This is a genomic window from Pseudomonas sp. LBUM1649, assembly GCF_059716155.1.
In genome coordinates this window covers 2,571,359-2,596,344 of sequence record NZ_CP166807.1, presented here as the reverse complement: position 1 = coordinate 2,596,344, position 24,986 = coordinate 2,571,359, and the positions used below count along the sequence as shown (strand labels likewise).

15 protein-coding genes and 1 pseudogene are annotated in these 24,986 nt (G+C 62.1%); 8 read left to right on the top strand and 8 right to left on the bottom strand.

The window, feature by feature from the left end:
• Positions 1 to 194 precede the first annotated feature (194 nt).
• Positions 195 to 1,568, top strand: a complete 1,374-nt coding sequence (gene ppnN, locus ACA058_RS12110; protein ID WP_497639285.1) for a nucleotide 5'-monophosphate nucleosidase PpnN — start codon at positions 195 to 197, stop codon at positions 1,566 to 1,568.
• 307 nt (positions 1,569 to 1,875) lie between these two features.
• Entirely contained in the window at positions 1,876 to 2,094 is a 219-nt protein-coding gene (locus ACA058_RS12105; RefSeq protein ID WP_497639284.1) for a DUF4287 domain-containing protein, read from the top strand.
• Between the two features lie 56 nt (positions 2,095 to 2,150).
• Here the strand turns inward: ACA058_RS12105 and ACA058_RS12100 are convergent, their stop codons facing one another.
• Positions 2,151 to 2,366: a hypothetical protein gene (locus ACA058_RS12100; RefSeq protein WP_497639283.1), complete on the bottom strand. Its 216-nt coding sequence runs from the start codon at positions 2,364 to 2,366 to the stop codon at positions 2,151 to 2,153.
• Between the two features lie 171 nt (positions 2,367 to 2,537).
• Here ACA058_RS12100 and lldD point away from each other — a divergent pair, with 171 nt between their 5' ends.
• The 5 genes from lldD (at position 2,538) to ACA058_RS12075 (ending at position 11,455) form a co-directional block, all read left to right on the top strand.
• A complete protein-coding gene (gene lldD, locus ACA058_RS12095; protein ID WP_497639282.1) occupies positions 2,538 to 3,683 on the top strand; it encodes an FMN-dependent L-lactate dehydrogenase LldD in 1,146 nt (381 codons plus the stop codon).
• 37 nt (positions 3,684 to 3,720) lie between these two features.
• Entirely contained in the window at positions 3,721 to 4,488 is a 768-nt protein-coding gene (locus ACA058_RS12090) for a metallophosphoesterase (protein ID WP_497639281.1), read from the top strand.
• 132 nt (positions 4,489 to 4,620) lie between these two features.
• Positions 4,621 to 5,139 carry an HIT family protein gene (locus ACA058_RS12085; RefSeq protein WP_497639280.1) on the top strand — a complete coding sequence of 173 codons (519 nt, stop codon included), beginning with the start codon at positions 4,621 to 4,623 and terminating at the stop codon, positions 5,137 to 5,139.
• Between the two features lie 84 nt (positions 5,140 to 5,223).
• On the top strand, positions 5,224 to 6,930 hold the full coding sequence (locus ACA058_RS12080; protein WP_497639279.1) for an amidase: 1,707 nt from the start codon (positions 5,224 to 5,226) through the stop codon (positions 6,928 to 6,930).
• A gap of 412 nt (positions 6,931 to 7,342) precedes the next feature.
• Complete coding sequence (locus ACA058_RS12075; RefSeq protein WP_497639278.1) at positions 7,343 to 11,455, top strand: bifunctional nitrate reductase/sulfite reductase flavoprotein subunit alpha; 4,113 nt, start codon at positions 7,343 to 7,345, stop codon at positions 11,453 to 11,455.
• 245 nt (positions 11,456 to 11,700) lie between these two features.
• Here the strand turns inward: ACA058_RS12075 and ACA058_RS12070 are convergent, their stop codons facing one another.
• From ACA058_RS12070 to ACA058_RS12040, 7 genes are all read right to left on the bottom strand, one after another.
• Positions 11,701 to 13,344 carry a fatty acid--CoA ligase gene (locus ACA058_RS12070; protein WP_497639277.1) on the bottom strand — a complete coding sequence of 548 codons (1,644 nt, stop codon included), beginning with the start codon at positions 13,342 to 13,344 and terminating at the stop codon, positions 11,701 to 11,703.
• 24 nt (positions 13,345 to 13,368) lie between these two features.
• Positions 13,369 to 15,147 (bottom strand): acyl-CoA dehydrogenase C-terminal domain-containing protein, encoded by a 1,779-nt coding sequence (locus ACA058_RS12065; RefSeq protein ID WP_497639276.1) that lies wholly within the window; start codon positions 15,145 to 15,147, stop codon positions 13,369 to 13,371.
• Between the two features lie 6 nt (positions 15,148 to 15,153).
• Positions 15,154 to 17,673 carry an efflux RND transporter permease subunit gene (locus ACA058_RS12060; protein WP_497639275.1) on the bottom strand — a complete coding sequence of 840 codons (2,520 nt, stop codon included), beginning with the start codon at positions 17,671 to 17,673 and terminating at the stop codon, positions 15,154 to 15,156.
• Positions 17,674 to 17,689: 16 nt separating this feature from the next.
• Positions 17,690 to 18,778 (bottom strand): WD40/YVTN/BNR-like repeat-containing protein, encoded by a 1,089-nt coding sequence (locus tag ACA058_RS12055; RefSeq protein ID WP_497639274.1) that lies wholly within the window; start codon positions 18,776 to 18,778, stop codon positions 17,690 to 17,692.
• Between the two features lie 209 nt (positions 18,779 to 18,987).
• Positions 18,988 to 20,346, bottom strand: a complete 1,359-nt coding sequence (locus ACA058_RS12050) for a DUF1329 domain-containing protein (RefSeq protein WP_497639273.1) — start codon at positions 20,344 to 20,346, stop codon at positions 18,988 to 18,990.
• A 41-nt stretch (positions 20,347 to 20,387) separates the two neighbouring features.
• Entirely contained in the window at positions 20,388 to 22,391 is a 2,004-nt protein-coding gene (locus ACA058_RS12045) for a DUF1302 domain-containing protein (RefSeq protein WP_497639272.1), read from the bottom strand.
• A 127-nt stretch (positions 22,392 to 22,518) separates the two neighbouring features.
• Positions 22,519 to 23,085 (bottom strand): RBBP9/YdeN family alpha/beta hydrolase, encoded by a 567-nt coding sequence (locus ACA058_RS12040; protein WP_497639271.1) that lies wholly within the window; start codon positions 23,083 to 23,085, stop codon positions 22,519 to 22,521.
• Positions 23,086 to 23,439: 354 nt separating this feature from the next.
• Here ACA058_RS12040 and ACA058_RS12035 point away from each other — a divergent pair.
• Positions 23,440 to 24,483 (top strand): annotated as a pseudogene (locus ACA058_RS12035) (AraC family transcriptional regulator).
• Positions 24,484 to 24,986: the final 503 nt, after the last annotated feature.

The following is a 24,986-nucleotide window of genomic DNA, read 5'->3' as shown; positions in this document are numbered from 1 at the left end:
TGCAAAAAGACCGCGGGCCATTATCGCCTCTGCGACGGATTTAGCTATGCTGGGGCTCCTTTTCATCTATACATCATCAAAAGGAGGACATGGCGAGACCGCGCAGTTCGTGCCATCTTCTTTCATGGATACTCTCTATTCGGATGCCATTCGTTGTTTCTGCGCGCGGATGACATCGTTTTAAGGATCATTGAATGACCCAACGACAAGTAATCAATGCTTCGGTCAGCCCCAAAGGCAGCCTGGAAACACTCTCTCAACGGGAAGTCCAGCAACTGAGCGAAGCCGGATCCGGCAGCACCTACGACATCTTCCGCCAATGCGCCCTGGCCATCCTCAACACCGGCGCCCACGTCGATAACGCCAAGACCATCCTCGAAGCCTACAAGGACTTCGAAATCCGCATTCACCAGCAAGACCGCGGCGTACGCCTGGAACTGCTGAACGCCCCGGCCGACGCGTTCGTCGACGGCGAAATGATTGCCAGCACCCGTGAAATGCTGTTCAGCGCCCTGCGCGACATCGTCTACACCGAAAACGAACTCGACAGCCAACGCATCGACCTGAGCACCTCCCAGGGTATCAGCGACTATGTTTTCCACCTGCTGCGCAACGCCCGCACGCTGCGCCCCGGCGTCGAACCGAAGATCGTAGTGTGCTGGGGCGGTCACTCGATCAATACCGAAGAATACAAATACACCAAGAAAGTCGGCCACGAACTGGGCCTGCGCAGCCTGGACGTGTGCACCGGTTGCGGCCCCGGCGTGATGAAAGGCCCGATGAAAGGCGCCACCATCGCCCATGCCAAACAGCGTATCCACGGCGGGCGTTACCTTGGCTTGACCGAACCCGGGATCATCGCCGCCGAAGCGCCGAACCCGATCGTCAACGAACTGGTGATCCTGCCGGACATCGAGAAGCGCCTGGAAGCCTTCGTCCGCGTCGGCCACGGCATCATCATCTTCCCCGGCGGTGCCGGTACCGCCGAAGAGTTCCTGTACCTGCTCGGCATCCTGATGCATCCGGACAACCAAGGCCTGCCCTTCCCGGTCATCCTCACCGGGCCGAAACATGCCGCCCCCTACCTCGAACAGCTTGACGCATTCGTCGGCGCCACCCTGGGCGAGGCCGCCAAGAAGCACTACGAGATCATCATCGACGATCCGGCTGAAGTCGCCCGACAGATGACCCAGGGCCTCAAGGCGGTCAAACAGTTCCGTCGCGAACGCAACGACGCGTTCCATTTCAATTGGCTACTGAAGATCGACGAAGGCTTCCAACGCCCGTTCGACCCAACCCACGAAAACATGGCCAACCTCAAGCTGAGCCGCGACCTCCCGGCCCACGAACTGGCCGCCAACCTGCGCCGTGCGTTCTCCGGCATCGTCGCCGGCAACGTCAAGGACAAGGGCATCCGCCTGATCGAAAAACACGGCCCGTACCAGATCCGTGGCGATGCGGCCGTCATGCAGCCGCTGGATCAACTGCTCAAGGCCTTCGTCGCCCAGCACCGGATGAAACTGCCGGGTGGTGCGGCTTATGTACCGTGTTATCAAGTGGTTGCGTAATCAAGTTAACGTTAATAGTTAAACGCGAGCCGAAGCCAATGCTTCGGCTCGCTGTTTCCAGGGACAGGTGAATCAACACAGAGTTTGATCGAGATGCAGGGGAAGGCGTGAGGGATTGGAGGCGGCACATACCCTGTAGGAGCCAGCGGTGCGGCGATCCGACTTGCCAGCGAGGGCGCCAGAAGTGGACGGCAGCTTCAGTGCAGGCTAAAAAGTAACGTTACCGGTGCTGCGTTTGGGGCATTACCCGACTCTCCAGAGCACTCAAGACATCCCCTGAAAACCCGGCAAAAAAGGAGTTTGCAACGTGACTGAAAATACACAAACAAAAGGACCCGCCTCGTACTTCCCTTCAATCGAAAAAAAGTACGGGCACCCGGTCACCCACTGGCTTGATCTGCTCAAGACCGTCAGCAGCAGGAAGCACATGGAAATGGTCGCCTGGCTCAAGTCCGAGCACGGCTTGGGTCATGGCCACGCCAACGCTCTGGTTGCCTACTACCTGGCCAGCGCGAAAAACCAGTGACAGGGCCTGGATCGGCTGCTCCCTGGCGCCCTTATCAGCACGTCGACGGGCGTCAGTCACGCGAGCTTGATGCTGCCACCCTGGATCTCGTCACGGGCGATCCGCAAGTCAATGGCGTCCTGGTTGAGCCGATGAATCAGGTTGAGCAAGCGTTGGCGCAGCACTTCGTCCTTAAGCTGTTCAGCGGCGCGCATCACATCCAGCGCCGCGCCCTCATTGTTGGCGGCGACGGAGTCGAGCAGTTTGCGCATGCTTCTTGATGGCCGATTCATGGGTCGTTCCCTGAGTTTTGGTTGAGGCGGATCATAGGCGCGCAATGTTTCGTCCATGTTGCAACCACAAAACGTTTGAACGGCTTTTCAACAGGGTTGCGTTTGCATGGGCTAATCTGCCTTCACGCTCGACAGACGTCACCGTCCCTCATAGCTCAAGGCATCGGCAATATGATCATTTCATCCGCATCCGACTATCGCGAGGCAGCGCGTCGCAAGCTTCCGCGTTTTTTGTTCGACTACATCGATGGCGGAGCCTATGCCGAGCATACGCTGAGGGCCAACAGCGCCGATCTGGCGGACGTCAGCCTGCGACAGCGCATCCTCAAGAACGTCGAAGCGTTGAGTCTTGAAACCACACTATTCGATCAAAAACTGTCGATGCCCATCGTATTGGCGCCGGTAGGACTGACAGGCATGTTCGCCCGCCGGGGTGAGGTGCAGGCGGTGAAAGCCGCCGAAAACAAAGGCATTCCACTGTGTCTGTCCACCGTGTCGGTGTGCTCGATCGAAGAAGTCCGCGCCAAAACTCGACAACCCATCTGGTTTCAGCTGTACGTGCTCAAAGACCGGGGCTTCATGAGAAACGCCCTGGAACGAGCCAAGGCTGCCGGTGTGCAGAACCTGGTGTTCACTGTCGATATGCCCACGCCCGGCGCCCGCTATCGCGATGCCCATTCGGGCATGTCCGGTCCCTATGCATCGTCGCGGCGAATGTTGCAGGCCATCACCAGACCCGACTGGGCCTTCAACGTCGGCCTCCTGGGCCGCCCACATGATCTGGGCAATGTATCGAAGTATCTCGGCAAGGCCGTTACGCTCGAAGATTACATCGGCTGGCTGGCCAACAACTTCGACCCGTCGATCAGCTGGAGCGACCTGGAGTGGATTCGCGATTTCTGGAAGGGCCCGATGATCATCAAAGGTATTCTCGATCCCGAGGACGCCAGGGATGCGGTCAGTTTTGGCGCTGACGGTATTGTCGTCTCCAACCACGGCGGCCGGCAGCTGGACGGTGTGCTCTCCACGGCCCATGCCTTGCCGCCCATCATGCAAGCGGTCGGCAATGACCTAAAGGTGCTGGTCGACTCGGGGATCCGCTCGGGGCTGGACGTGGTGCGCATGTTGGCACTGGGAGCAAAAGGGGTACTCCTGGGACGCTCCATGGCCTATGCACTGGCGGCCGATGGTCAACGCGGGGTGGAAAACATGCTGGATATTTTCGCCAAAGAAATGCGCGTGGCCATGACCCTTACGGGGGTCACCTCGATCGACCAGATCGACGAATCCATTCTGGTGCGTCATCCCCTCAAGTAAGTAGCCACCAACATTCATGACTGCCAGGAACCGTTCCATGCGCATCGCCTTGCTTTCCGATGTCCACTTGTCCGTCAATGCCCTGCCTTTCCCGGCTGTGGAGGCCGATATCCTGGTCCTGGCCGGCGACATTTCCCGACCGGCCGCCGCCATCGAGTGGGCCAGGGCATGCCCGACACCGGTGCTGTACGTGGCCGGCAATCACGAGTTTTATGGCGGTGACCTGATCTCTACCTATGAGCAGTTGCGCAGGTTGACGCAAGGCACATCGATTCACGTACTGGAACGCACGGCGCACGTTCACGACGGCGTGAGGTTCCTGGGCTGTACCCTGTGGTCCGATTATCGCCTCTTTGATCGAGCAGAAGATCGGGCGCAGGGTATCGACCTGGCCACCAGGCTGATCCGCGACTTCAGCCGCATCAAGGTTTCGCCTGATTTTCCAGACCTGTTCACGCCGGCCATTTCCCAGCTGATTTTCATGCAGACGGTCGCCTGGCTGGACGACTGTTTTGCCGCCGACTGCAGCATCCCCACGGTGGTTATTTCCCATTTCGCACCGACACGACTGAGCATCAGCCCGACGTTCGCCGATTCGCCGATCAACTCGAGTTTCGTTTCAGACCTCCAAGAGCGGATCAAGGAGTGGCAGCCCGCGCTTTGGCTGCATGGCCATACCCATGGCAGCTTCGATTACCGTATCGGCAAGACCCGGGTCATTTGCAACGCCCGGGGCTATGCCAAGGATGGGGTCAATGAAAATGCTCAATTCAACGCCGCCCATGTGATTGACCTGAACCTTTGAAAGCCTTTGCCATGATCGGTGGCAGGGCTTGCCAGCGCAAAAAGCGTATCGCACCGTGCAATGCTGGTTTTAGAATCTGTCGTGGCCAACCCACTCGCCCCTTTCGGCAGCTCCGCCAACGGACATTGACCCATGGACATCGCACCCCGTTTCATCATTCATGAAACCGCCCACTGGATCCTCAACCACCATATGTCTTCGGCGCTCCCCGGCTACCTGGTCCTGGGAACCCGGCACAATGCCAATTCACTGTCCGACCTCCCCGAGCAGGCCCTGGCCGAGATGGGCGTGCTGCTCGCCAGGATCCAGAAAACCCTGCAGTCGGAGTTGAAGCCCAAGTGGCTGTACATCAGCCGATTCGGCCATGATCCGCGCTTCCCCATCCATTTCCATTACATACCGGTGTATCCGTGGGTCGAGGACCTTTTCTGGCAGGATGAGCGCTACAGGCTGCTGGAAAACTTCGGCGCAAGCGACACCGCGCACACGCTGACCGATGGCGCGGAACTGACCCTGTTCATCTGGCGTGAATTCGGCGAGAGCCCGCAACCACCGGCCATTGAAGGACCATCGATCGACCAGGTCATCGACCGTTTGCGCACAGCCTTCAGTCCGGTGAACCAGCGCCTGCTTGTTCAAGTCGAAAGCTGACTTCGGCGATCGCGGTGCTAACATGACGGGCGTACCAGGATGCATCACTCAACGCATCCCCCATCAATAGCCGGCAGTCACCGCATGATCGAAGTCACCGAAGTTTCCATTGCCCAACTGCGCGCTGCGCTCGAATCCGGCCAGACCACCGCCGTTGCGCTGGTCCAGGCCTATCTGGCCAGGATCGATGCCTACGACACGCCCCAGACGCCTACCGCGCTCAACGCGGTGGTGGTGCGCAACCCCGATGCGTTGAAAGAGGCACAAGCCAGCGATGCCCGTCGAGCCAAGGGCCAGGCACTGGGCCCGCTCGATGGCATCCCCTATACGGCCAAGGACAGTTATCTGGTCAAGGGGCTCACCGCCGCCTCCGGCAGTCCGGCCTTCAAGGACCTGGTTGCCTATCGCGATGCATTCACCATCGAACGGCTGCGCGCCGCCGGCGCCATCTGCCTGGGCAAGACCAATATGCCGCCAATGGCCAACGGCGGCATGCAGCGTGGCGTATACGGCCGCGCAGAAAGCCCGTACAACGCCGACTACCTCACCGCCCCCTTCGCCTCGGGCTCTTCGAACGGCGCCGGGACGGCCACCGCCGCCAGTTTTGCCGCCTTCGGCCTGGCTGAAGAAACCTGGTCGAGCGGTCGCGGCCCGGCCTCCAACAATGGCTTGTGTGCCTACACGCCTTCGCGCGGGGTGATCTCGGTGCGCGGCAACTGGCCGTTGACGCCGACCATGGACGTCGTCGTGCCGTTTGCCCGAACCATGGCGGACCTGCTCGAGGTGCTCGACGTGGTGGTCGCCGATGACCCCGACACCCGCGGCGACCTGTGGCGCATGCAACCCTGGGTGCCGATTCCAGCTGTCGCTTCGGTGCGCCCTGCTTCTTACCAGGACCTGGCGGTCAACGCCGCGGCATTGGCCGGCAAGCGCTTGGGCGTACCGCGCATGTACATCAACGCCGATCCCGAAGCCGGCACCAGCGAGGCCCCTGGCATCGGCGGCCCGACGGGGCAGCGCATCCACACCCGGCCTTCGGTGATCGGGCTCTGGGACCAGGCACGCCAGGCGTTGCAAGCCGCCGGCGCCGAGGTCATCGAGGTGGATTTCCCGCTTGTCTCCAACTGCGAGGGCGATCGCCCCGGAGCGCCGACCGTGTTCAATCGCGGGATCGTGTCCAAGGAGTTCCTGCATCACGAGTTGTGGGACCTGACGGCCTGGGCGTTCGATGATTTCCTGCAGGCCAACGGCGATCCGCAATTGAACCGCCTGGTCGATGTCGACGGGCCACTGATTTTCCCCCACGACCCGGGCACCCTGCCCAACCGCGAGGGCGACCTTGCCGCCGGCATGGACGAGTACGTGCGCATGGCCGAGCGCGGCATCACCCCGTGGGACCAGATCCCGACGGTGCCTGACGGCCTGCGCGGCCTTGAACAGACCCGCCGGATCGATCTTGAGCAGTGGATGGATCGACTGGGCCTCGATGCGGTGATCTTCCCGACGGTCGCCGACGTCGGCCCGGCCAATGCCGACGTCGATCCGGCAGCGGCGGACATCGCCTGGAGCAACGGTGTCTGGGTGGCCAACGGCAACCTCGCGATACGCCATCTGGGTGTGCCGACGGTCACCGTGCCGATGGGTGTCATGCCGGACATCGGCATGCCCGTGGGACTGACCTTTGCCGGTCGCGCCTATGACGACTCGACCCTGCTGCGCCTGGCGTCGGCGTTCGAGGCCACAGGTTCGAAGCGCTTGATCCCACCGCGTACCCCAGCACTGGGCAAGTGATAGTGCGGGCGGGACTGGCGCGCTACAGGCGCCAGTCCCGGCACCGCCACCGACTGGTGCACCCGGGTGCACATGGCGCTTTATAAAAGTGCAGGCACCGTTCACTTGCACCGTCGGTCGACGATCTTCCACCTGCATTCCCCTCGCCGGAGAGCTGCACAAGACCGCGGCTTTCACCCGGCAAAGCCGTGCCCGCGCAGCCCCGCCCGCCTAAGCATTGGCTTTGATCACGACCTGAAGGGCATTTCTGGCGCGTGACTTGCTAGGAACACCTCAACCCTGCAGTCAACGCTGATTGCATGCATACGACAAAGGCGCCGTGTGTCCCCCCGTTTTTTCTGACGGTGGGTCGCATGGCGCTTTTTTTGTTTCCGGTATCGGCAACGGCCGGCAAGAGATTCGAGGGGCGAGGATGGCAAGCAAAACCGTACGCAGCGTATGTCCCTATTGTGGTGTGGGCTGCGGCATCGTCATGCAGGTCGAAAACAACCGGGTCGTCAAGGTCAGCGGCGACAAGGCCCACCCGACCAACGCCGGCAGACTCTGCACCAAAGGCACGACCTGCGGCCACGCCATCGCCGAATCGGGCAGGATGGAACATGCCTACCTGCGCCAGGAACGCCGCCGCGATCCGGTGCGCATCGCCATGGACAAGGCCATCAGCGAGACGGCCAACCGGCTGCGCGACACCCTCGATCGCCACGGCCCCGATGCGTTGTCGTTCTACGTGTCCGGGCAAATGTCGCTGGAAGCCCAATACCTGATCAACAAACTGGCCAAGGGTTTTGTCGGGACCCACAACATAGAGTCCAATTCCCGCCTGTGCATGGCCAGCGCCGGCAGCGGCTACAAGCTCTCCCTCGGTTCTGACGGCCCCCCGGGTTCGTATCAGGACTTCGACCATTCGGAACTGTTTTTCGTCATCGGCGCCAACATGGCCGACTGTCACCCGATCCTGTTCCTGCGCATGATGGACCGGGTCAAGGCCGGGGCGAAGCTGATCGTGGTCGACCCACGGCGCAGCGCCACCGCGGACAAAGCCGACCTGTTCCTGCCGATCCTGCCTGGGACCGACCTGGCATTGCTCAATGGCTTGCTGCACCTGCTGGTGAAAAACGGCCACACCGACCGTGCCTTCATCGCGGCCTTCACCGAAGGCTGGGACGCCATGCCCGAATTCCTCGAGGACTATCCGCCAGCCACTGTCGCGCACATCACCGGCCTGGCCGAGGCGGACATTCGCCAGGCAGCGCAATGGATCGGCGAGGCCGCGCAGTGGATGAGCTGCTGGACCATGGGGCTGAACCAAAGCACCCACGGCACCTGGAACACCAACGCCCTGTGCAACCTGCACCTGGCCACCGGGGCGATCTGCCGGCCGGGCAGCGGGCCGTTTTCCCTGACCGGGCAACCGAACGCCATGGGCGGGCGCGAGATGGGATACATGGGGCCAGGCCTGCCCGGCCAGCGTTCGGTGCTGGTGGAGGCGGACCGCACGTTCATCGAGGACTTGTGGAGCATCCCGCGCGACAGCCTGCCGCGCAACGTCGGTGGCGGCACCGTGGCCATGTTCGAAGACATGAGCGCAGGAAGGATCAAGGCCTGCTGGATCATCTGCACCAACCCGGTGGCGTCGGGCCCCAACCGCCAGAAAGTGATTCACGGCCTGCAGGCGGCCGAACTGGTCATCACCCAGGACGCCTACCTCGACACCGAGACCAACCGTTACGCCGACATCCTGCTGCCCGGCGCGCTCTGGGCCGAGGCCGAGGGCGTGATGATCAACTCCGAGCGCAACCTGACGTTGATGCAAAAAGCCGTGGAGCCCCCGGGCGAGACGCTGCCCGACTGGCAGATCATCGCGCGGGTGGCCTGCGAGATGGGATTCGCCGCGGCGTTTACCTACAGCGCTGCCGAGGAGGTATTCGAAGAGATCAAGCGCGCCTGGAACCCCAAGACCGGCTATGACATTCGCGGCGCCAGCTACCCGCGTCTGCGCGACAAACCCTTGCAATGGCCCTGCGCCTCCGATGCCGCGCCGGATCGCAATCCGATTCGCTACCTCAACAATGGCCTGAGCCAGACGCTCAGGATCGAAGCCGATGGCAGCCAGCCGGCGATCGTCTTTGCCACCGAGCGTGGCAAAGGCATCTTCCTCGCCCGGCCGCACATGGCACCGGCCGAAATGCCGGATGAAGCCTTTCCCTTCGTGCTCAACACCGGGCGCTTGCAGCACCAGTGGCACACCCTGACCAAGACCGGCAAGGTGGCAACCCTGAACAAGCTCAATCCGGGCCCCTTCGTCGAGATCCATCCCGAGGATGCAAGCCACTTGGGCATCAAGGACAAGGACCCGGTCGAGGTGCGTTCAGTGCGAGGTCGGGCCGTGCTGCCGGCGGTGGTGAGCGACCGCGTGCGCCAGGGCAACTGTTTTGCGCCTTTTCACTGGAACGATGTGTTTGGCGAGAACCTGGCGATCAATGCCGTGACCAACGATGCCGTCGACCCGATATCGCAGCAGCCTGAATTCAAATTCTGTGCGGTCGCCCTGCAACGTGTCGAACTGATCGACCATCAGTTCCTGCAAACGCCGGCGCCTGCCACCGTCGACTCATCCCCCTTACCAGAGGAACTCGCCATGTCGAGCATCGAGACCTTCGCTGATCTCGCGGGCATCCGTGGCCTGCCCTCCCCGCAATTGAACGACAGTGAACGCACCTACCTCGCCGGTTTTCTCAGTGGCCTGCAATCCCCGGCCGGTCGCCAGGCCGCTGGCGTACCGGTGCTGCCACCCAGCGCGCCCCTGACCACCGAAACTCGCCTATGGCTGGACGGGCTCCTGGGCGGTTTGTTCAGCCGGGTCGAAGCGGGCGTAGCTCAACTCGGCAATCAGGCTGGAACCTTGGCGCCCGTCACCGCAGACAACGCACCCGCCGTGACCTTGCTCTGGGCGTCGCAAACCGGCAATGCCGAAACCCTGGCCGAGCGTCTTGCCGCGCGCCTGCGCGACGGCGGTTTCGCCGTGGAGCTGAGCGCGATGGCCGACTTTCCAGCCAGCAAGTTGGCCAGCACGCAGAATCTGGCCCTGATCAGCAGCACCTTCGGCGATGGAGATCCGCCGGACAATGGCGAAGGTTTCTGGCACACCCTCAGCACCACCCAGACACGTCTGGAATCGCTACGCTTTGCCGTGCTGGCCCTGGGTGACCCGGCCTACGACAAGTTCTGCCAGCACGGCAGGCAACTCGATCAGCGCCTTCACGAACTGGGCGCCACCCGCCTGCTGGAACGGGTCGATTGCGACACCGAATTCGAAGAGCGCGCCGATACCTGGCTGGCGCAATTGCAGAAGACCCTCAAGCCCGAGCCTGCGGTCGCCGCCCCGGCGCACGGCAGCAGTGCCGCCAACCCCGTCGAGACACCCGGCAAGGCCAAGCCTCATGCTTCGCGGCTGCTGGCCAATCTTCACCTGAACCGCCAGAGCCCGCACAAGGAAACCCGCATGTTTTCCCTGGACCTGGCGGATTCGGGACTGGGCTATGAAGCGGGCGACGCGCTGGGCGTCTATCCGCGCAACTGTCCCGAACTGGTCGACGAGTTGCTCGACCTGACCCGGTTGAATGCCGAGGCGCCGGTGAGCGTCGATAAATGCGGCGAGGTGTCGTTGCGTCAGGCACTGACCGAACACTTTGAAATCGCCCGGCCCAACAGCGACACCCTGGCTTTCATCGCCGAGCGCAGCGCCAACCCCGGCTTGAAACAGCTGCTGGCCAATGAGCACAAGGCTCAGTTGAAAGATTGGTTGTGGGGACGGCAACTGGCGGACGTGCTGCAGGAGTATCCGCTGGACTGCTCGGCGAGCGAGCTCCTGGGCACCTTCAAACGCCTGCAACCGCGCCTGTATTCAATCGCTTCGAGCGCCAAGGCGCATCCACGGGAAGTCCATCTCACCGTGGCCGCGGTGCGCTACGGCAAACGCAAGGGCGTGTCCTCGACCTTCCTCGCCGACCGCGCGCAGGACGCCGAGGTACCGGTTTTCGTCCAGCCGTCAAAACATTTTCGTGTGCCAACCGATGGTGATGTGCCGATGATCATGATCGGCCCCGGCACCGGGGTAGCGCCCTTCCGCGCCTTCCTGCAGGAGCGCCGGGCGCGGGGCGACCAAGGCAAGAACTGGCTGTTCTTCGGTGAACAGCACGCCGCCAGCGATTTCTATTACCGCGATGAACTGCAAGGCATGCAGCACGATGGCCTGCTGACGCAACTGAGCCTGGCGTTTTCCCGTGACCAGGCCGAAAAAATCTACGTGCAGGACCGCATTCGCGAACAAGGCGCCGAACTCTGGCGCTGGCTGCAGGACGGCGCCCGGTTGTACATCTGTGGCGATGCCAGCTGCATGGCCAAGGACGTCGACCAGGCCTTGCGCCAGGTCGCCCAGCGCCACGGTGGACTGGACCCGCAAGGCGCCGCTGACTACTGGCGCCAGATGAGTGAGCACAAGCGTTACTTGCGGGATGTGTACTGAGTGACCGTCACGCTGATTGTAGGAGCGAGCTTGCTCCGGGCGGTGTTCCGACGAAAAACCAGAGTGCACCGCGGGGTGTCAGGCTCCCCGCGTCATCGTTGACCTCCATCGCGAGCAGGCTCGCTCCTACAGTAGATCGAGTGAATCCGCGAGAGATTGGTTGGCTTCCAGGACGCCTTCGCCGGCAAGTCGGATCGCCGCACCGCTGGCTCCTACAGTGCGGGCCTCAAGACAATCGCAAAAACCTAGGCAAGCTCCTGTTCCCGAATCAGCTTCTTGTTGATCTTGCCGACGCTGGTCTTGGGAATCTCGGCGACGAACTTGAACTGCTTGGGGATCGCCCATTTATTGATGCGGCCGAGCTCGACAAACCCTTGCAGGTGCGCCTCCAGGATCTTGCGGTCCAGATATTGCCCCGGCTCGCACACCACCAGGGCCATGGGCCGTTCGCCCCATTGTTCATCGGCAATGCCCACCACCGCGACCGACAGCACCGCCTCGTGTTCGCTGATCAGGCTTTCCAGTTCCAGGGAGCTGATCCACTCCCCACCCGTCTTTATCACGTCCTTGATGCGATCCTTGATTTCCACACCGCCCAACGGGTCGATCGAAGCCATGTCGCCGGTGTGCAGCCAGCCGTCTTGCCAAAGCTCGGCGCCTTTTTGCGGCTCCTTCAAATAGCCTTGGGTCAGCCAGGGCGCGCGCACCACGATCTCGCCCAGGGATTCGCCGTCATGGGCAACGTCGTTGCCACTGGCATCGATGATTTTCAGGTCGACCATCGGCACCGGGGTGCCGGTCTTGATGCGCGTCGGCAGTTGGGCCTGGGTGGATTGCTTGAGGTCTTCATCGCGCAGGTAAGTCAGGCACAGCAGCGGGCAGGTTTCCGACATGCCGTAGCCGGCATGCACCACCATGCCTTTGGCACTGGCTTCGCTGGCAAGGCCCAAGGGCAGCGCGCTGCCGCCCAGGAGCATTTTCCAGCCGTCGAATCGGGCGGACTTGCCTTGCTCACAGGTGAGGATCATTTGCAGGATAGTCGGCACACAGTGGGAAAAGGTCACCTTCTCCTCCTGATAAAGCCGGACCAGGCTGTTGGGTTCGTAGCGGCCGGGGTACACCTGCTTGATGCCCATCAGGGTAGCGACGTAGGGCACACCCCAGGCATGTACATGGAACATCGGCGTGATCGGCATGTACACGTCGTCGGAACGCAGCAGTGGTGTCCCCTGATAAACGCCCAATGTCCCCACGGCATTCAAGGTGTGCAGGACCAATTGACGATGGGTGAAATACACGCCTTTGGGGTCGCCGGTGGTGCCGGTGGTGTAGAACAGCGTCGCCACCGAGTTCTCGTCGAAATCGGGAAAGTCGTACTGGTCCGCGGACCGGGACAGCAGCTGCTCGTACTCCCCCAGCACTGGCAATGAAGTGCTGGTCGCCTGGTCATCGGTGAGCTGCACAAAGCCTTTGACCGTGGTCAGCCGTCCCTGGATCTGCTCGACCAGTGGCAGGAAATCGTCATGCACCAGCACTAGGTCGTCCTCGGCGTGGTTCATGGTGAACAACACCTGCTCCGGCGACAGGCGAATGTTCACCGTGTGCAGCACCGCGCCGATCATCGGCACGGCAAAGAAGCATTCCAGGTAGCGATGGCTGTCCCAGTCGAGCAGGGCCACGGTGTCCCCGGCCTTGACCCCGGCCGCGGTCAGCGCATTGGCCAGGCGGCGGATGCGCTGGTTGAGGGTCTGGTAGCTGTAGCGCAGTTTGTCGGCGTAGACGATTTCCCGGCCCGGTTCGTAGCGCACCCCGGACAGCAGCAATTGCTTGATCAGCAAGGGATAGGCATAGGCGCCGTCGGCGGGTGGAATTATTTTTGTCGCCATCATGATTAAGGTTCCTTGTCCTTTCGATCAGAACTGGTCGGCTTGCAGCTCGTAGAGGCATTCGCTGCCGGCTTTGGCCGATGCGCTCAACGAGTGGATACGCGGCAGCAACCGGGCGAAGTAGAAACGCGCGGTGGCCAGTTTGCTGGTGTAGAAATCGTCCTCGGCATCGCCGCTCATGACGGCCTTGGCCATGCGCGCCCACATGTAGGCGTACGCGGTGTAGCCGAACACCTGCAGGTACTCGACCGAGGCCGCGCCAATTTCATTCGGGTTGCCCTGGGCCCGGTCCAACAACCACGCCGTCAGCTCGTCGAGGGTGTCCACCGCGGCGTTCAGCGGTTGGGTGAACTCGCCAAGTTCAGTGCTGGCGTTGGCGGTGAAGTTGCGGATCTCGGAAGCGAACAGACGGTAGAGCGCCCCGCCGCTGCCGACGATCTTGCGCCCGGCCAGGTCCAGGGACTGGATACCGTTGGTGCCTTCGTAGATCTGCGTGATGCGCACATCGCGCACCAGTTGCTCCTGGCCCCACTCGCGGATGTAGCCATGGCCGCCGAAAATCATCTGCCCGTGCAGGGTGGTTTCCAGGCCCATGTCGGTGAGGAACGCCTTGGCCACCGGGGTCAGCAACGCCACCAGTTCCTGGGCGCGGGTGCGCTCCGTCGGGTCTTCGCTGTATTTGGCGATGTCCAGTTGCAGGGCGACGTAGCTGGAGAACGCACGGCCGCCTTCGTTCAGGGCTTTCATGGTCAACAGCATGCGCCGCACGTCCGGATGGACGATGATCGGGTCAGCGGCCTTTTCCTGGTGCTGCGCGCCGGTTGGCGCACGGCTTTGCAGACGGTCACGGGCGTACGCCAGTGCGTTCTGGTAGGAACGTTCGCCCTGCGCCAGGCCCTGGATACCCACACCCAAACGTTCGTAGTTCATCATGGTGAACATCGCCGCCAGGCCCTTGTTCGGAGCATCGACGATCCAGCCGGTGGCGCCGTCGAAGTTCATCACACAGGTGGCGGAGGCCTTGATACCCATCTTGTGTTCAATGGAACCGCAGGACAGCGAATTACGCTCGCCCAGCGAACCGTCGGCATTGACCAGTACCTTGGGCACCAGGAACAGCGAAATGCCTTTCGGGCCGGCCGGTGCATCCGGCAGTCGCGCCAGTACCAGATGGATGATGTTCTCGGTCAGGTCGTGCTCGCCGCCGGTGATGAAAATCTTGCTGCCACTGACCTTGTAGCTACCGTCGGCCTGGGGCTCGGCGCGGGTGCGGATCAGGCCCAGGTCGGTGCCGGCATGGGCCTCTGTCAGGCACATCGAACCGGTCCATGTGCCGGCGTACATGTTCGGCAGGTAAGCGGCCTTCAGCTCTTCACTGGCGTGGGCCTTGATCGACAGGCACGCGCCGGCGGTCAGCATCGGGTACAGGCCGAACGACAGGCTGGCCGAGTTGACCATCTCTTCGACCTGCGCCGAAATCGCCTTGGGCATGCCCATGCCGCCGTACTGCGGATCACCGCCGACACCGACCCAACCGCCTTCGGCGAAGGCTTGATAGGCCTCGGCAAAACCGTCTGGCGCGGTGACCGAACCATTGCTCCAGGTACAGCCCTGCTCGTCGGTGGCGCGGTTCAAGGGTGCGATGACTTCGCCGCTGATCTTGCCGGCCTCTTCGAGGATCGCGGCGGCGGTTTCTTCATCGATCACGTCGCACAGGCCGGGCAATTTGGCCCAAAGCCGGGACACTTGAAAGACCTCGTTGAGTACGAAGCGCATGTCGCGCAGGGGAGCTTTGTAATCAGACATCTTGGCTTACTCGGAAGTGGTCACGGCATGGGTCATGCCGGGACGTTCAGTGGATTCAATGATTTCGGCTGCCGCAACAGAACCGGGCTGCGGTGCCCGTTCACGCAGCAGGAAGTACGACAGGGCTGGAATCAGGATCAGCGCACCGAGCATGTTCCACAGGAACATGAAGGTCAGCAGGATGCCCATGTCGGCCTGGAACTTGATCGGCGACCAGACCCAGCACACCACGCCGGCGGCGAGGGTGATACCGACCAGCCCGACCACCCGGCCGGTGAACGACACGGCGTTGCGGTAGGCCTGGGACAGCGGCAGGCCCTGGCGCTGGAAGTGCAATTGCACGCTGAGCAGGTACAAGGCGTAGTCGACGCCGATCCCGACTCCCAGGGCGATCACCGGCAAGGTCGCGACCTTTACGCCAATGCCCATGGCCACCATCAGCGCTTCGCAGAGGATCGAGGTCAGTACCAGCGGCAGCAACGCCACCAGGGTCGCCCGCCAACTGCGGAAGGTGATCAGGCAGAACAGCGTCACCGCCGCATAAACGTACAGCAGCATGGTGCGGTTGGCCTCGCGCACCACGATGTTGGTTGCTGCTTCGATTCCGGCGGTGCCGGCCGCCAGCAGGAGCTGGCGATCCTCGCTGCTGTTTTCCTTGGCGAACCGGTCGGCAATCGCCACCACGGCGTCCAGCGTTTCAGCCTTGTGATCCTTGAGGAAGGCAATCACCGGCATCAGCGAGCAGTCGGTGTTGAACAACTCCGGCGAGTTGACGGAGGCTTGCTGCGCGGCGTAGTTCAAAACGTCCTGGTTGCGCTGGATGCTGTTGAGCTTGGGGTTACCCTCATAGGTGCCGGCGGTGATCTGGCGTACCGCGTTGACCAGCGAAGCGGTCGCCTGCACCCCTGGATACTGTTGCAGTTCCCAGGCCAGTCGGTCGGCGAGGATCAGGGTCTTGTAGTTCAGGCAGCCTTCCGGCGCGGTCTTGATCATCACCGCGAACAGGTCGCTGGACAGCGCGTAGTGGCTGGTGATGTAGGCGTTGTCGCGGTTGTAGCGCGAGTCGGCGCGCAACTCCGGCGCCCCACTTTCAAGGTCACCGATCTTCAACTGCAGGCTGACCATGAAGCCGCCGATGCCCATCAGCACCGCGACCAGCGCGGCGCCCGTGGCCCACTTGCGTGTGGTGAAGCGATCGAGCAAGTCCCAGAGTTTGCCGAAGCCTTTGTGGTGTTCGGCGCGGGTGTCGATTTTCAGCGCGCGCTCGGCCGCCTTGCGCCCGACACCGATGTAGGACAGCGCCACCGGCATCAGCAACAGCGAGGTGAAGATCAGCACCGCAACGCCAATGCTGGCGGTGATCGCCAGGTCCTGGATCACCGGGATATCGATCAGCATCAGCACGGCAAAACCCACGGCATCGGCCAACAGCGCGGTGACGCCAGCGATGAACAGTCTGCGGAAGGTATAGCGCGCCGCGATCAGTTTGTGGGTGCCACGGGCGATGTCCTGCATGATTCCGTTCATCTTCTGCGCCGCGTGGGACACGCCGATGGCGAAGATCAGGAACGGCACCAGCACCGAGTACGGATCGATGGCGTAACCCAGCCAGGCGACAATGCCCAGTTGCCAAACGACTGCGATCAGCGAACAGCCGACCACCAACAGCGTGCTGCGCACACAACGGGTATAGGCGTAGATGATGATCAGCGAGGTGATGACGGCCAGGCCAAAGAACATCATCACCTGGATCAGGCCATCGATCAGGTCGCCCATCAGCTTGGCAAAACCGATCACCCGAACCTTGTATTGGCCCTTACCCTCTTCCCCGGATTTACGCGCAGCGCTGTCACCGGCGAATTCGATCTTGTCGCGCAACTGCTCTTCGAGCATCTGCGAAAAGGCGTGGTAGTTGATGCGTTGGCCGCCAGCGGCGGACTTGTCCAGCAGCGGTACGATCAGCATGCTCGACTTGTAGTCGCTGGCCACCAGGCTGCCGACGATACCGGCGCGGGAAATGTTCTGGCGCAGCTGTTCGATTTGCTCGGGTTTGCCCTCATAGGTATCAGGCATCACCGGGCCACCCTGGAAGCCTTGCTCGGTGACTTCAGTCCAGCGCACCGCCGGGCTCCACAAGGACTTCATCCACGCACGGTCGACACCTTCGGTGAGGAACAGCTGGTCGTTGACCTGCTTGAGCACGTCCAGGTATTCAGGGTCGAAAATATCGCCCTTGGTGTTCTCGACCACCACCCGCACCGAGTTGCCTAAACCGCGCAGCGACTGGCGGTTCTCCAGAAAATTCTGGATGTACGGCTGGCTCTGCGGAATCATTTTTTCGAAGCTGGGCCGCAGCTCCAGGCGCGTCGCGGCCATGTAGCCCAGGACCACGGTGGCCAGGGCCATCAGTAGCATGAACAGCGGCCGATAGTTGAACACCAGCCGTTCCAGCAGGTTGCCGGAGCGGCGGTCGAAGTCGCGCAGCTCGCGGATCACCGGCATGGCGTCTTGTTTGATATTGCCCATGTCTGGGTTCTCGCTCTTAGAATTCGAGGGCTGGATCGGCGGCCAGCGTCTGGGCGCCACGGCTGCCCGCTACCACCAACGCGCCATCGGCGGACTGAGTGGCACCGGCGACCGGGGTGCGTGCCGGTTGCCGGACCAGATGCAATTGCGCGCCAGTGCCCTGGCTGACCAGCACCTGCCCGCCCTGGGTGAACAGGCGATAGTTGCCACGGGCATCGATGAGGCCGGCGGTGATGCTGACGTGCAGGCCGGTGTCCAGCGCGGTCCAGTTCTGGCCGCCGTCGGTACTGCGCAGCACGTTGCCGCGCAAGCCGTAGACGAGCACCTCGCCTGGCTTGCCGACCACACCGAAAAAGCTGCCCTGATAAGGCGTCGGCACGGCGGCGAAGCGTTGGGCGAGGTCATCCCATTTGAGCAACAGGCCTTGCTCGCCGGCGATGTACAGACTGTCGCCGGTGGAGGCGATGGCGTTGAGGTGCAAGCCTTGCGGGTTGTCAGTGCGATCCTGGAATGGCGTCCAGCTCTGGCCGCCATCCTCGGTGCGCAGGATCAGGTTGAACACACCGACCACATAGCCGACTTTGTCATTGGCGAACCAGACGCCGAGCAGCGGTTTGTCGGCACCCTGCTCGACCAGACGCTGACCTTCAGCGACCAGCAGCGGCCATTGTTCGTTGCCCGGTTCGGCGCTGGCCAGCGCCGTGTAATGCTTGATCAGCAACGCGCCGATCTGGCGGCCGTCGAGTTGCTTATGCCAGGTCGCGCCCGCATCGTTGCTGTGCAGCACCACGCCGTCATTGCCTACCGCCCAGCCTTGGGCGGCGCCAGGAAAACTCACGGCGGTGAGGTCGGCACTGACCGGCACGGCGGCCTGTTGCCAGTGCTTGCCGGAATCATCAGAAATCAGGATATGGCCTCGCTGGCCAACGGCGATCACGCGCTCACCGGCGCGGGCCATGCCGGTCAACGGGCTGTTGATGGCCAAGGCACTGACCTTGGCCGGCAAGTCCAGCACATCGACGTAATCGGCCGCGTGGGTGACGCCCTGCGACAGGCTGAGCGCCAGGGCAAACGCCACGTGCTTGAAATTCTTGTATGAACACATACCGCGTCCTCTTCGAAAAACCGCGCCGGGACACACATCGGTGTGCCTGACGTTCAAACCTTGCGCCATGCAGGTCATGTGGGAGCGAGCCTGCTCGCGATGGACGTCAACGATGACGCGTGCTGTCTGGATGCCCGCGTCGCCCTCTGGTCCATCGCGAGCAGGCTCGCTCCCACAGTGGATCGTGCGAGCGTCTGCTTGCGGTTGGCTTAGCGAATGCCGCTGCCGGCCAGGGATTCCGAGGACCACTGGGCCTTGGAGAGCGGTTCTATGTACTTGATGCCGCCGTAAGGGCCCACTACACCGTTGATGTTGTAGGAGCCGCCCACCAGGTCGTAGATCATGAACGGCGTGGAGTCCGGAACCTGCTTGTCATAGCTCTGGCTGAGGAAGGCGAAGGAACCGCGATAGAGCTGACCACGGGCGTCATATTGATCCGAGGCCAGAGCGCTCCAGCTGTCTTCGTCGAGATAGAAGCGGCGCTTGGCGTAGATGTGCCGGGCACCCGCCTTGAGGTTGCCTTCCACGACCCAGACGCGGTGTTTTTCCCAGCGCACGAAGTCCGGTGCCAGGTGATTGGCGGTAGTCAGCGACTTCGGATCCTGGGCGTAGGTCAGCTTGTAGGTGTTGTAGGGCACGATCATTTCCTGCTTGCCCACCAGTTTCCAGTCGTAGCGATCCAGGGCACCGTTGAACACGAACACGTCGTCGTAGGTGCCTGCGCCGGCCGTGCCTGGGTTAGGCGTGTCGTACGCCAGGTTCGGCGCCAGTTTGACCCGACGCTGACCCGGCAAGTATTGCCAGGCGCGGCGCGGTTGCTGCAGCGGGTTGGCGGCGTCCTTGAGCATCACCGCTTCGCCGGCGCGACGCGCCGGGCCGGTGTACGACAGCTTCATCTGGTAGTACACGTCGGCACTGCTGATCGGCTGCGCCAGGTTTTCGTAGATCGGGTAGGAAATGAACGCCTGCCCGGTGGTGGCGAGGCTTGGCACGCCGGCGGAATCAACGTTCCAGGAGTCGTACTTGGAGTTGATGCTCACACCTTGATAACGCAACAGGAAGTTCCACATCGCTTCGTTGCCCGACTGCGGAATCGGGAACGGCACGCCCGGCAGCACGTTGTCGATGGCCAACCCGCCTTCGAGGGACTTGGCACCACTGGCGTTCTTCACGCCGTTATCGAGGATGGCTTGGGGCAGCGAAACGGTGCGGTGGGTCGGGAACACGTCGACACGGAAAGTCGGGAAGCGCTTGGCCAGTTCCACCGTGGTGGCGCTGAGCAAGCCCTTGTACTGATCGACGTTCTTGCCGTCGATCACCAGCAAGGGTTTTTCACTGGCAAACGGATCCGGGCGCATGCTGTCACCGGATTTGAAACTGGCCGGCGGCGTGGTCAGGCCACCGTTGTAGGCCGGAATGGAACCATCAGCGTTCCCGGCCTTTTCGGCGCCCACCAGGGTCAGGCTGCTGCCCAATTTGGCAGCGTCCTGGGTTGAAACAGCGGCCTGTACCTGGGCGGCAAGGACCATGGCCAGCGAAGCGGCCAACACGGTTTTCACGAATTTCATCTTGTTATTCTCCTGCTTGCGTTGAGCAAATCAGTGGTGGATCAAAAGGTTGTTTTCATCGTCAGGTACACGGCGCCACGGTCCTCAGTCGTGGCACCACCTCCGGAAAAGGACGAGTAGCCACCGGCGTAACAGGCGTAGTTTTCGTTGCCGCTGAAGGCGTTCGGCGTAGCGCCGTCACCGCCAGTCGGGCCGGTGCTCACACCACTGACGTTGCACTTGTCGGCCTTGCCGAAAGAGTCCACGTACTTGAGGTCGACGAAGTATTTGTTGTACACAACGGCCCCGAGGCCGACTGCGTAGTTACCGGTGTCCTTGGCACCGCCGCCGGAGACCGGTGACACGCCATCGAGACCGAGGTTGATGGACATCGGCGCGTTGAGATCGACACCGGGAAACACCTGGTACCAGGTCGGTGTGAAGTTGACCGCGATGCCCCAGTTGTCACGGGTCGGCTGATCGATGCCGCGGTAGGTGTCCTTGCCTTTGTAGAGCGCCTCGTTCTTGCTATCGAGCTTGAGCAAGTTGCTGTAGTACAACTCGGCGAGCAGGGTCGCCGAATCGAACACGGGGGTTTTCGGCATGGTCATCAGACCGTTGACCGTCCAGTGCAGGGTGTCGCCGGTGGCGGCCATGCTGTCGCCCTTTTCCGGGGTGTCATAGATCACGCCGGTGCCGGGCGTGCGCGCCGGCAACAGGCCAAGACCCTGGCCCAGGCCCAGCGGACTGTTGGTACTGACAATCGCCGGAATACTGGCCAGCGGCATGTTGTGCCGCACGTTCAGGTCCGAACCCACGCTCACCCCGCCCACGTCCTTGGACAGGCTCAGGCCGACAATTTTGACGTTGTCGGCATAGGCCATTTGATAGGTGGCGGTGCTCAGGGAGTTGAGCGTATTGATCACCGCGGGCACCTGTCCGGCCGGACGGGTGCCGTTGGGGTTGGCCGAGCTCAGGCCTCGGGCATCCAGCCAGGCTTGCGGGAGGATTTCCGAGGTTTCGCGGTAGTAGACGCCGAGGGTCCCATCCAGCCAGGCTGGCGACCACTTGGCCATGATGCCCCAGTCGCCGCGCTTGTCCGGGGTCAGGTCATGCCCGCGACGCACGTTGGTCAAGCCGTTGCACGGCGCCAGGCCACAGCCGAGCGGGCTGCCCGGGACTACGCCGTTGGTGTTGCCGAGCAGGAACGACTGCGCACCGAAGCCGACCAGGTCGGAACCACCGTAGTAGGTGCCCGCTTCCGGCAGGCGCGCGGCATCCCAATCGAGGAAGTACTGGGCGCCCACGGTCAATTCCGGGTTGACGGTGAACGTCATCGACAGCTGGTTGCGCGGGACGAACAGTTCCTTGGCTTCAGTGCCTGGCGACGCGGCGAGTTTGGCCAGGTCGAGGCCGGACTGGCCGTAGCTGATCGAATGCACCGGGTTGAGAATGGTCTCGCCCCAGAACACGTTGTGCTGGCCAGCCTTGAAGCTCAGCAGCGACTCCTCGCCCACTTCGGTGCTGTAGAACACGAAGGCATCGAGGATTTCCCCGGACGGGCCGCTGTAGTAACGCTGGGCATAATTGCTCAGGTGCGGGCTGCCGTTGCCGACGTTGTCATTGGTGACCCCGGCCAGGCGCGGGTCATTGGCGATCAGGCCCGAAGTCGAACCGTTGCCGTTGACGAACGGGTTGGAATTGGAACCGGTGTTCGCGTAAGCCTTGTCGTACCAGCTGGCGGCGCTGACGCGAAAGCCCATGTGGTTCTGATAGACCACGTCCATCTCGGTCAGCAGGTCGACGCGGTTGGTGATGTTAGTGCCGGACTTGCGGAAGTTGTAGTCGCCGTCGTTGTTGTTGGGCGTGGCCAACATGCGTTTGTCCGCGCTTTCGGTGCGCACGCCGTAGTTGTACTTGACGGTGTTATCCAGGCGAACGTTCCAGTCCGGGTTACCTGTCTCGATCTCTGCCGCATGGGCCATCGGCACCGTTGCCGCGAGAATGGCCGAGGCCAGCAAGGTGTAGCGTGAAGCGGTGAACCCGTGACTCTTGTTGTTGTGCATTGCGTTGTCTCCGCCTTTTTGTATTTGTTTTAAGCGCAGCAGTCCCGCGTAACCCCTTGTTCCAGGGGTTTACGTTTTTCAGGAGTGAGGTCGAATGCCGGATGGCGCGGGCCAACCGGCGCCTGAACTAGCGATCCAGCTCGAGGATGAGGGCTTCGGCTTGCGGCCAGTGCCCGTACCCGGCAGCAGGATTGAGGTGACCGACGTCGCCCAGATTGAGCAGTTCACTGCCCCAGCCTTCGGCCATGTGCGTAACGGCGTCGAGGCTGGCGAGGTGGTCGTTGGTGCTGGCGGCCACCAGGCTGCGAAACGGTAGCGGGCCTTTGGGTAGCGGGTCCCAACCCTGGGTGCGAAGGGTTTCTGGCGATGGGTAGCTTGACGGCCAAGGGGCATCGAGGTCAGGTGGAGCGGCCAGCAGCGCGCCCTTGATCGGCCGGCTGTGCTGCGCAGCCCAGTGCGCGACCATCAGTACGCCGGCGCTATGGGCGACCAGAATCACCGGCCCGTCGATCTGCTCCAGCGCGTGCTGGATCGCTTGCACGCGCTTGTTGCAGTCGAGCTTGTCGGCTTCCAGTGGCGGTACGCTGCGCACTTTGCTCAACCTGGCTTCAAGCAACGTTTGCCAATGTTCGGCAACGTGCTCGCGCAGGCCCGGTACGATCAGAACGGTTGCGGCAGTTTGCAGTTTGTTCACTTCAACACCTACGCTTTCTCGATGACTCGACTGGCTCTGTCGCCAGGGGCTTTTTGTAGGACTGACATTAAAGAGCGCCCACCCGAGGTGCTTTTCATTGGACGTCAGGCACTTTTCTTTTCATGACAAATGTTCCGGTGGTGGCGCGATGCGACCACCGGTCGAAAATCCATGCAGGTTCTGTGCGGGTCACTGTAATCAATGGGTGAGCCTCGACGAGGCTTGTGCAAGAGTGGTAAATCGGACAGCAATGGGCGAGTGACCTCGATCACTTCACAGCTGTTCAATTGCTGATGTGCTGGATATAGTCGCCACGCTTTTTTGAATCGCAATCGGCCCAGGAAAGACCTTCGCATGACCAAGCTTGTTCGCGCCGCCGTCTTGACCAACTATCTGGAGGTCACCCAATACCTGGGGTTCAACCCACGCGATGTGCTGGCCGGCGTCGGCTTGACCAAGGCCCTGATGCAGGCTCCTGAACACCGCATCCCGATCGATTCCGCCGTGCGCCTGCTGGAGGATTCAGCCGCCGCCAGCGGTTGCCAGACCTTCGGCCTGAGCATGGCCGAGTCACGCCAGCTCTCGGACTTCGGCGTGGTCAGCCTGCTGCTCAGCCATCAGCGCACGCTGCGTGATGCCTTGCAGGTGGTGGTGCATTACCGGCACTTGATGAATGATTCGCTGGCGATCTTCATCGAAGAAGCCGGCAAGATGGTGATCATTCGCGAAGAGGTGGTCACCGAATCGCCGATGCCCAGCCGACAGGCCACAGAGCTTGCCATCGGCGTGATGTTCCGCCTGTGCGCCGCCCTCCTCGGCTCACACTGGCATCCCTACAGCGTCAATTTCACCCACCAGGCCCCCGACAACCTGCAGCTGCACCGTCGCCTGTTCGGCTGCACCCTGGAGTTCGGCAGCGAATTCAACGGCATCGTCTGCGCAGGCGCCAGCCTGGACATGACCAACCCCAATGCCGACCCGGCCATGGCCCGCTACGCCCAGAGCTACCTCGACTCGCTGCAAAGCCACGAAGGCACGTCGATGCTGTTCGAAGTGCGCAAGGCCATCTACCTGCTGCTGCCCATGGGCCGCGCCACCATCGAGCAAGTCGCGCAAAGCCAGGGCATGAATGTACGCACCCTGCAACGTCGCCTCTAGGATGATGGCTGTGCGTTCAACGATGTGATCAACGATGTGCGCCGCGACCTGGTGCTGCGTTACCTGGACAACCCGAATTACTCGCTCAGTCGCATAGCCGACATGCTTGGCTACTCGATGGCGAGCTCGTTTACGCGGTGGTTCATCAGCCAGTTCGGCATGCCACCGGCGGTGTGGCGAGCGCAAAAGCAGGGGTCGGCAAAAGTCCCGACGGACGCAGCCCCACCCAAGTCCTCCTGATATAGCGCCCTGCACCTGTAGGAGCAAGCTTGCTCGCGATGGAGGTCAACGATGACGCGGGAAGCCTGACGCGCCGCGGCGCCCTCAGGTTCTTCGCGAGCAGGCTCGCTCCCACAATTTGATCTTCACCGCACGCAAAACCTGCAGTCACCATAGATCGTCTGTAGGAGCAAGCTTGCTCGCGATGGAGGTCAACGATGACGCGGGAAGCCTGACGCCCCGCGGCGCCCTCTGGTTCTTCGCGAGCAGGCACGCTCCCACAATTTGATCTTCACCGCACGCAAAACCTGCAGTCACCATAGATCGTCTGTAGGAGCAAGCTTGCTCGCGATGGAGGTCAACGATGACGCGGCAAACCTGACGCCCCGCGGTGCCCTCTGGTTCTTCGCGAGCAGGCTCGCTCCCACAATTTGATCTTCAGCGCACGCAGAACCTGCAGTCACCATAGATCGTCTGTAGGAGCAAGCTTGCTCGCGATGGAGGTCAACGATGACGCGGGAAGC

Coding starts and splice junctions, on each gene's coding strand:
- ACA058_RS12075 (WP_497639278.1), top strand. CDS start 7,343: ATGGCAAGCAAAACCGTACGCAGCGTATGTCCCTATTGTGGTGTGGGC.
- ACA058_RS12045 (WP_497639272.1), bottom strand. CDS start 22,391: ATGCACAACAACAAGAGTCACGGGTTCACCGCTTCACGCTACACCTTG.
- ACA058_RS12085 (WP_497639280.1), top strand. CDS start 4,621: ATGGACATCGCACCCCGTTTCATCATTCATGAAACCGCCCACTGGATC.
- ACA058_RS12060 (WP_497639275.1), bottom strand. CDS start 17,673: ATGGGCAATATCAAACAAGACGCCATGCCGGTGATCCGCGAGCTGCGC.
- ACA058_RS12100 (WP_497639283.1), bottom strand. CDS start 2,366: ATGAATCGGCCATCAAGAAGCATGCGCAAACTGCTCGACTCCGTCGCC.
- ACA058_RS12070 (WP_497639277.1), bottom strand. CDS start 13,344: ATGATGGCGACAAAAATAATTCCACCCGCCGACGGCGCCTATGCCTAT.
- ACA058_RS12055 (WP_497639274.1), bottom strand. CDS start 18,778: ATGTGTTCATACAAGAATTTCAAGCACGTGGCGTTTGCCCTGGCGCTC.
- ACA058_RS12090 (WP_497639281.1), top strand. CDS start 3,721: ATGCGCATCGCCTTGCTTTCCGATGTCCACTTGTCCGTCAATGCCCTG.
- ACA058_RS12065 (WP_497639276.1), bottom strand. CDS start 15,147: ATGTCTGATTACAAAGCTCCCCTGCGCGACATGCGCTTCGTACTCAAC.
- ACA058_RS12050 (WP_497639273.1), bottom strand. CDS start 20,346: ATGAAATTCGTGAAAACCGTGTTGGCCGCTTCGCTGGCCATGGTCCTT.
- lldD (WP_497639282.1), top strand. CDS start 2,538: ATGATCATTTCATCCGCATCCGACTATCGCGAGGCAGCGCGTCGCAAG.
- ACA058_RS12080 (WP_497639279.1), top strand. CDS start 5,224: ATGATCGAAGTCACCGAAGTTTCCATTGCCCAACTGCGCGCTGCGCTC.
- ppnN (WP_497639285.1), top strand. CDS start 195: ATGACCCAACGACAAGTAATCAATGCTTCGGTCAGCCCCAAAGGCAGC.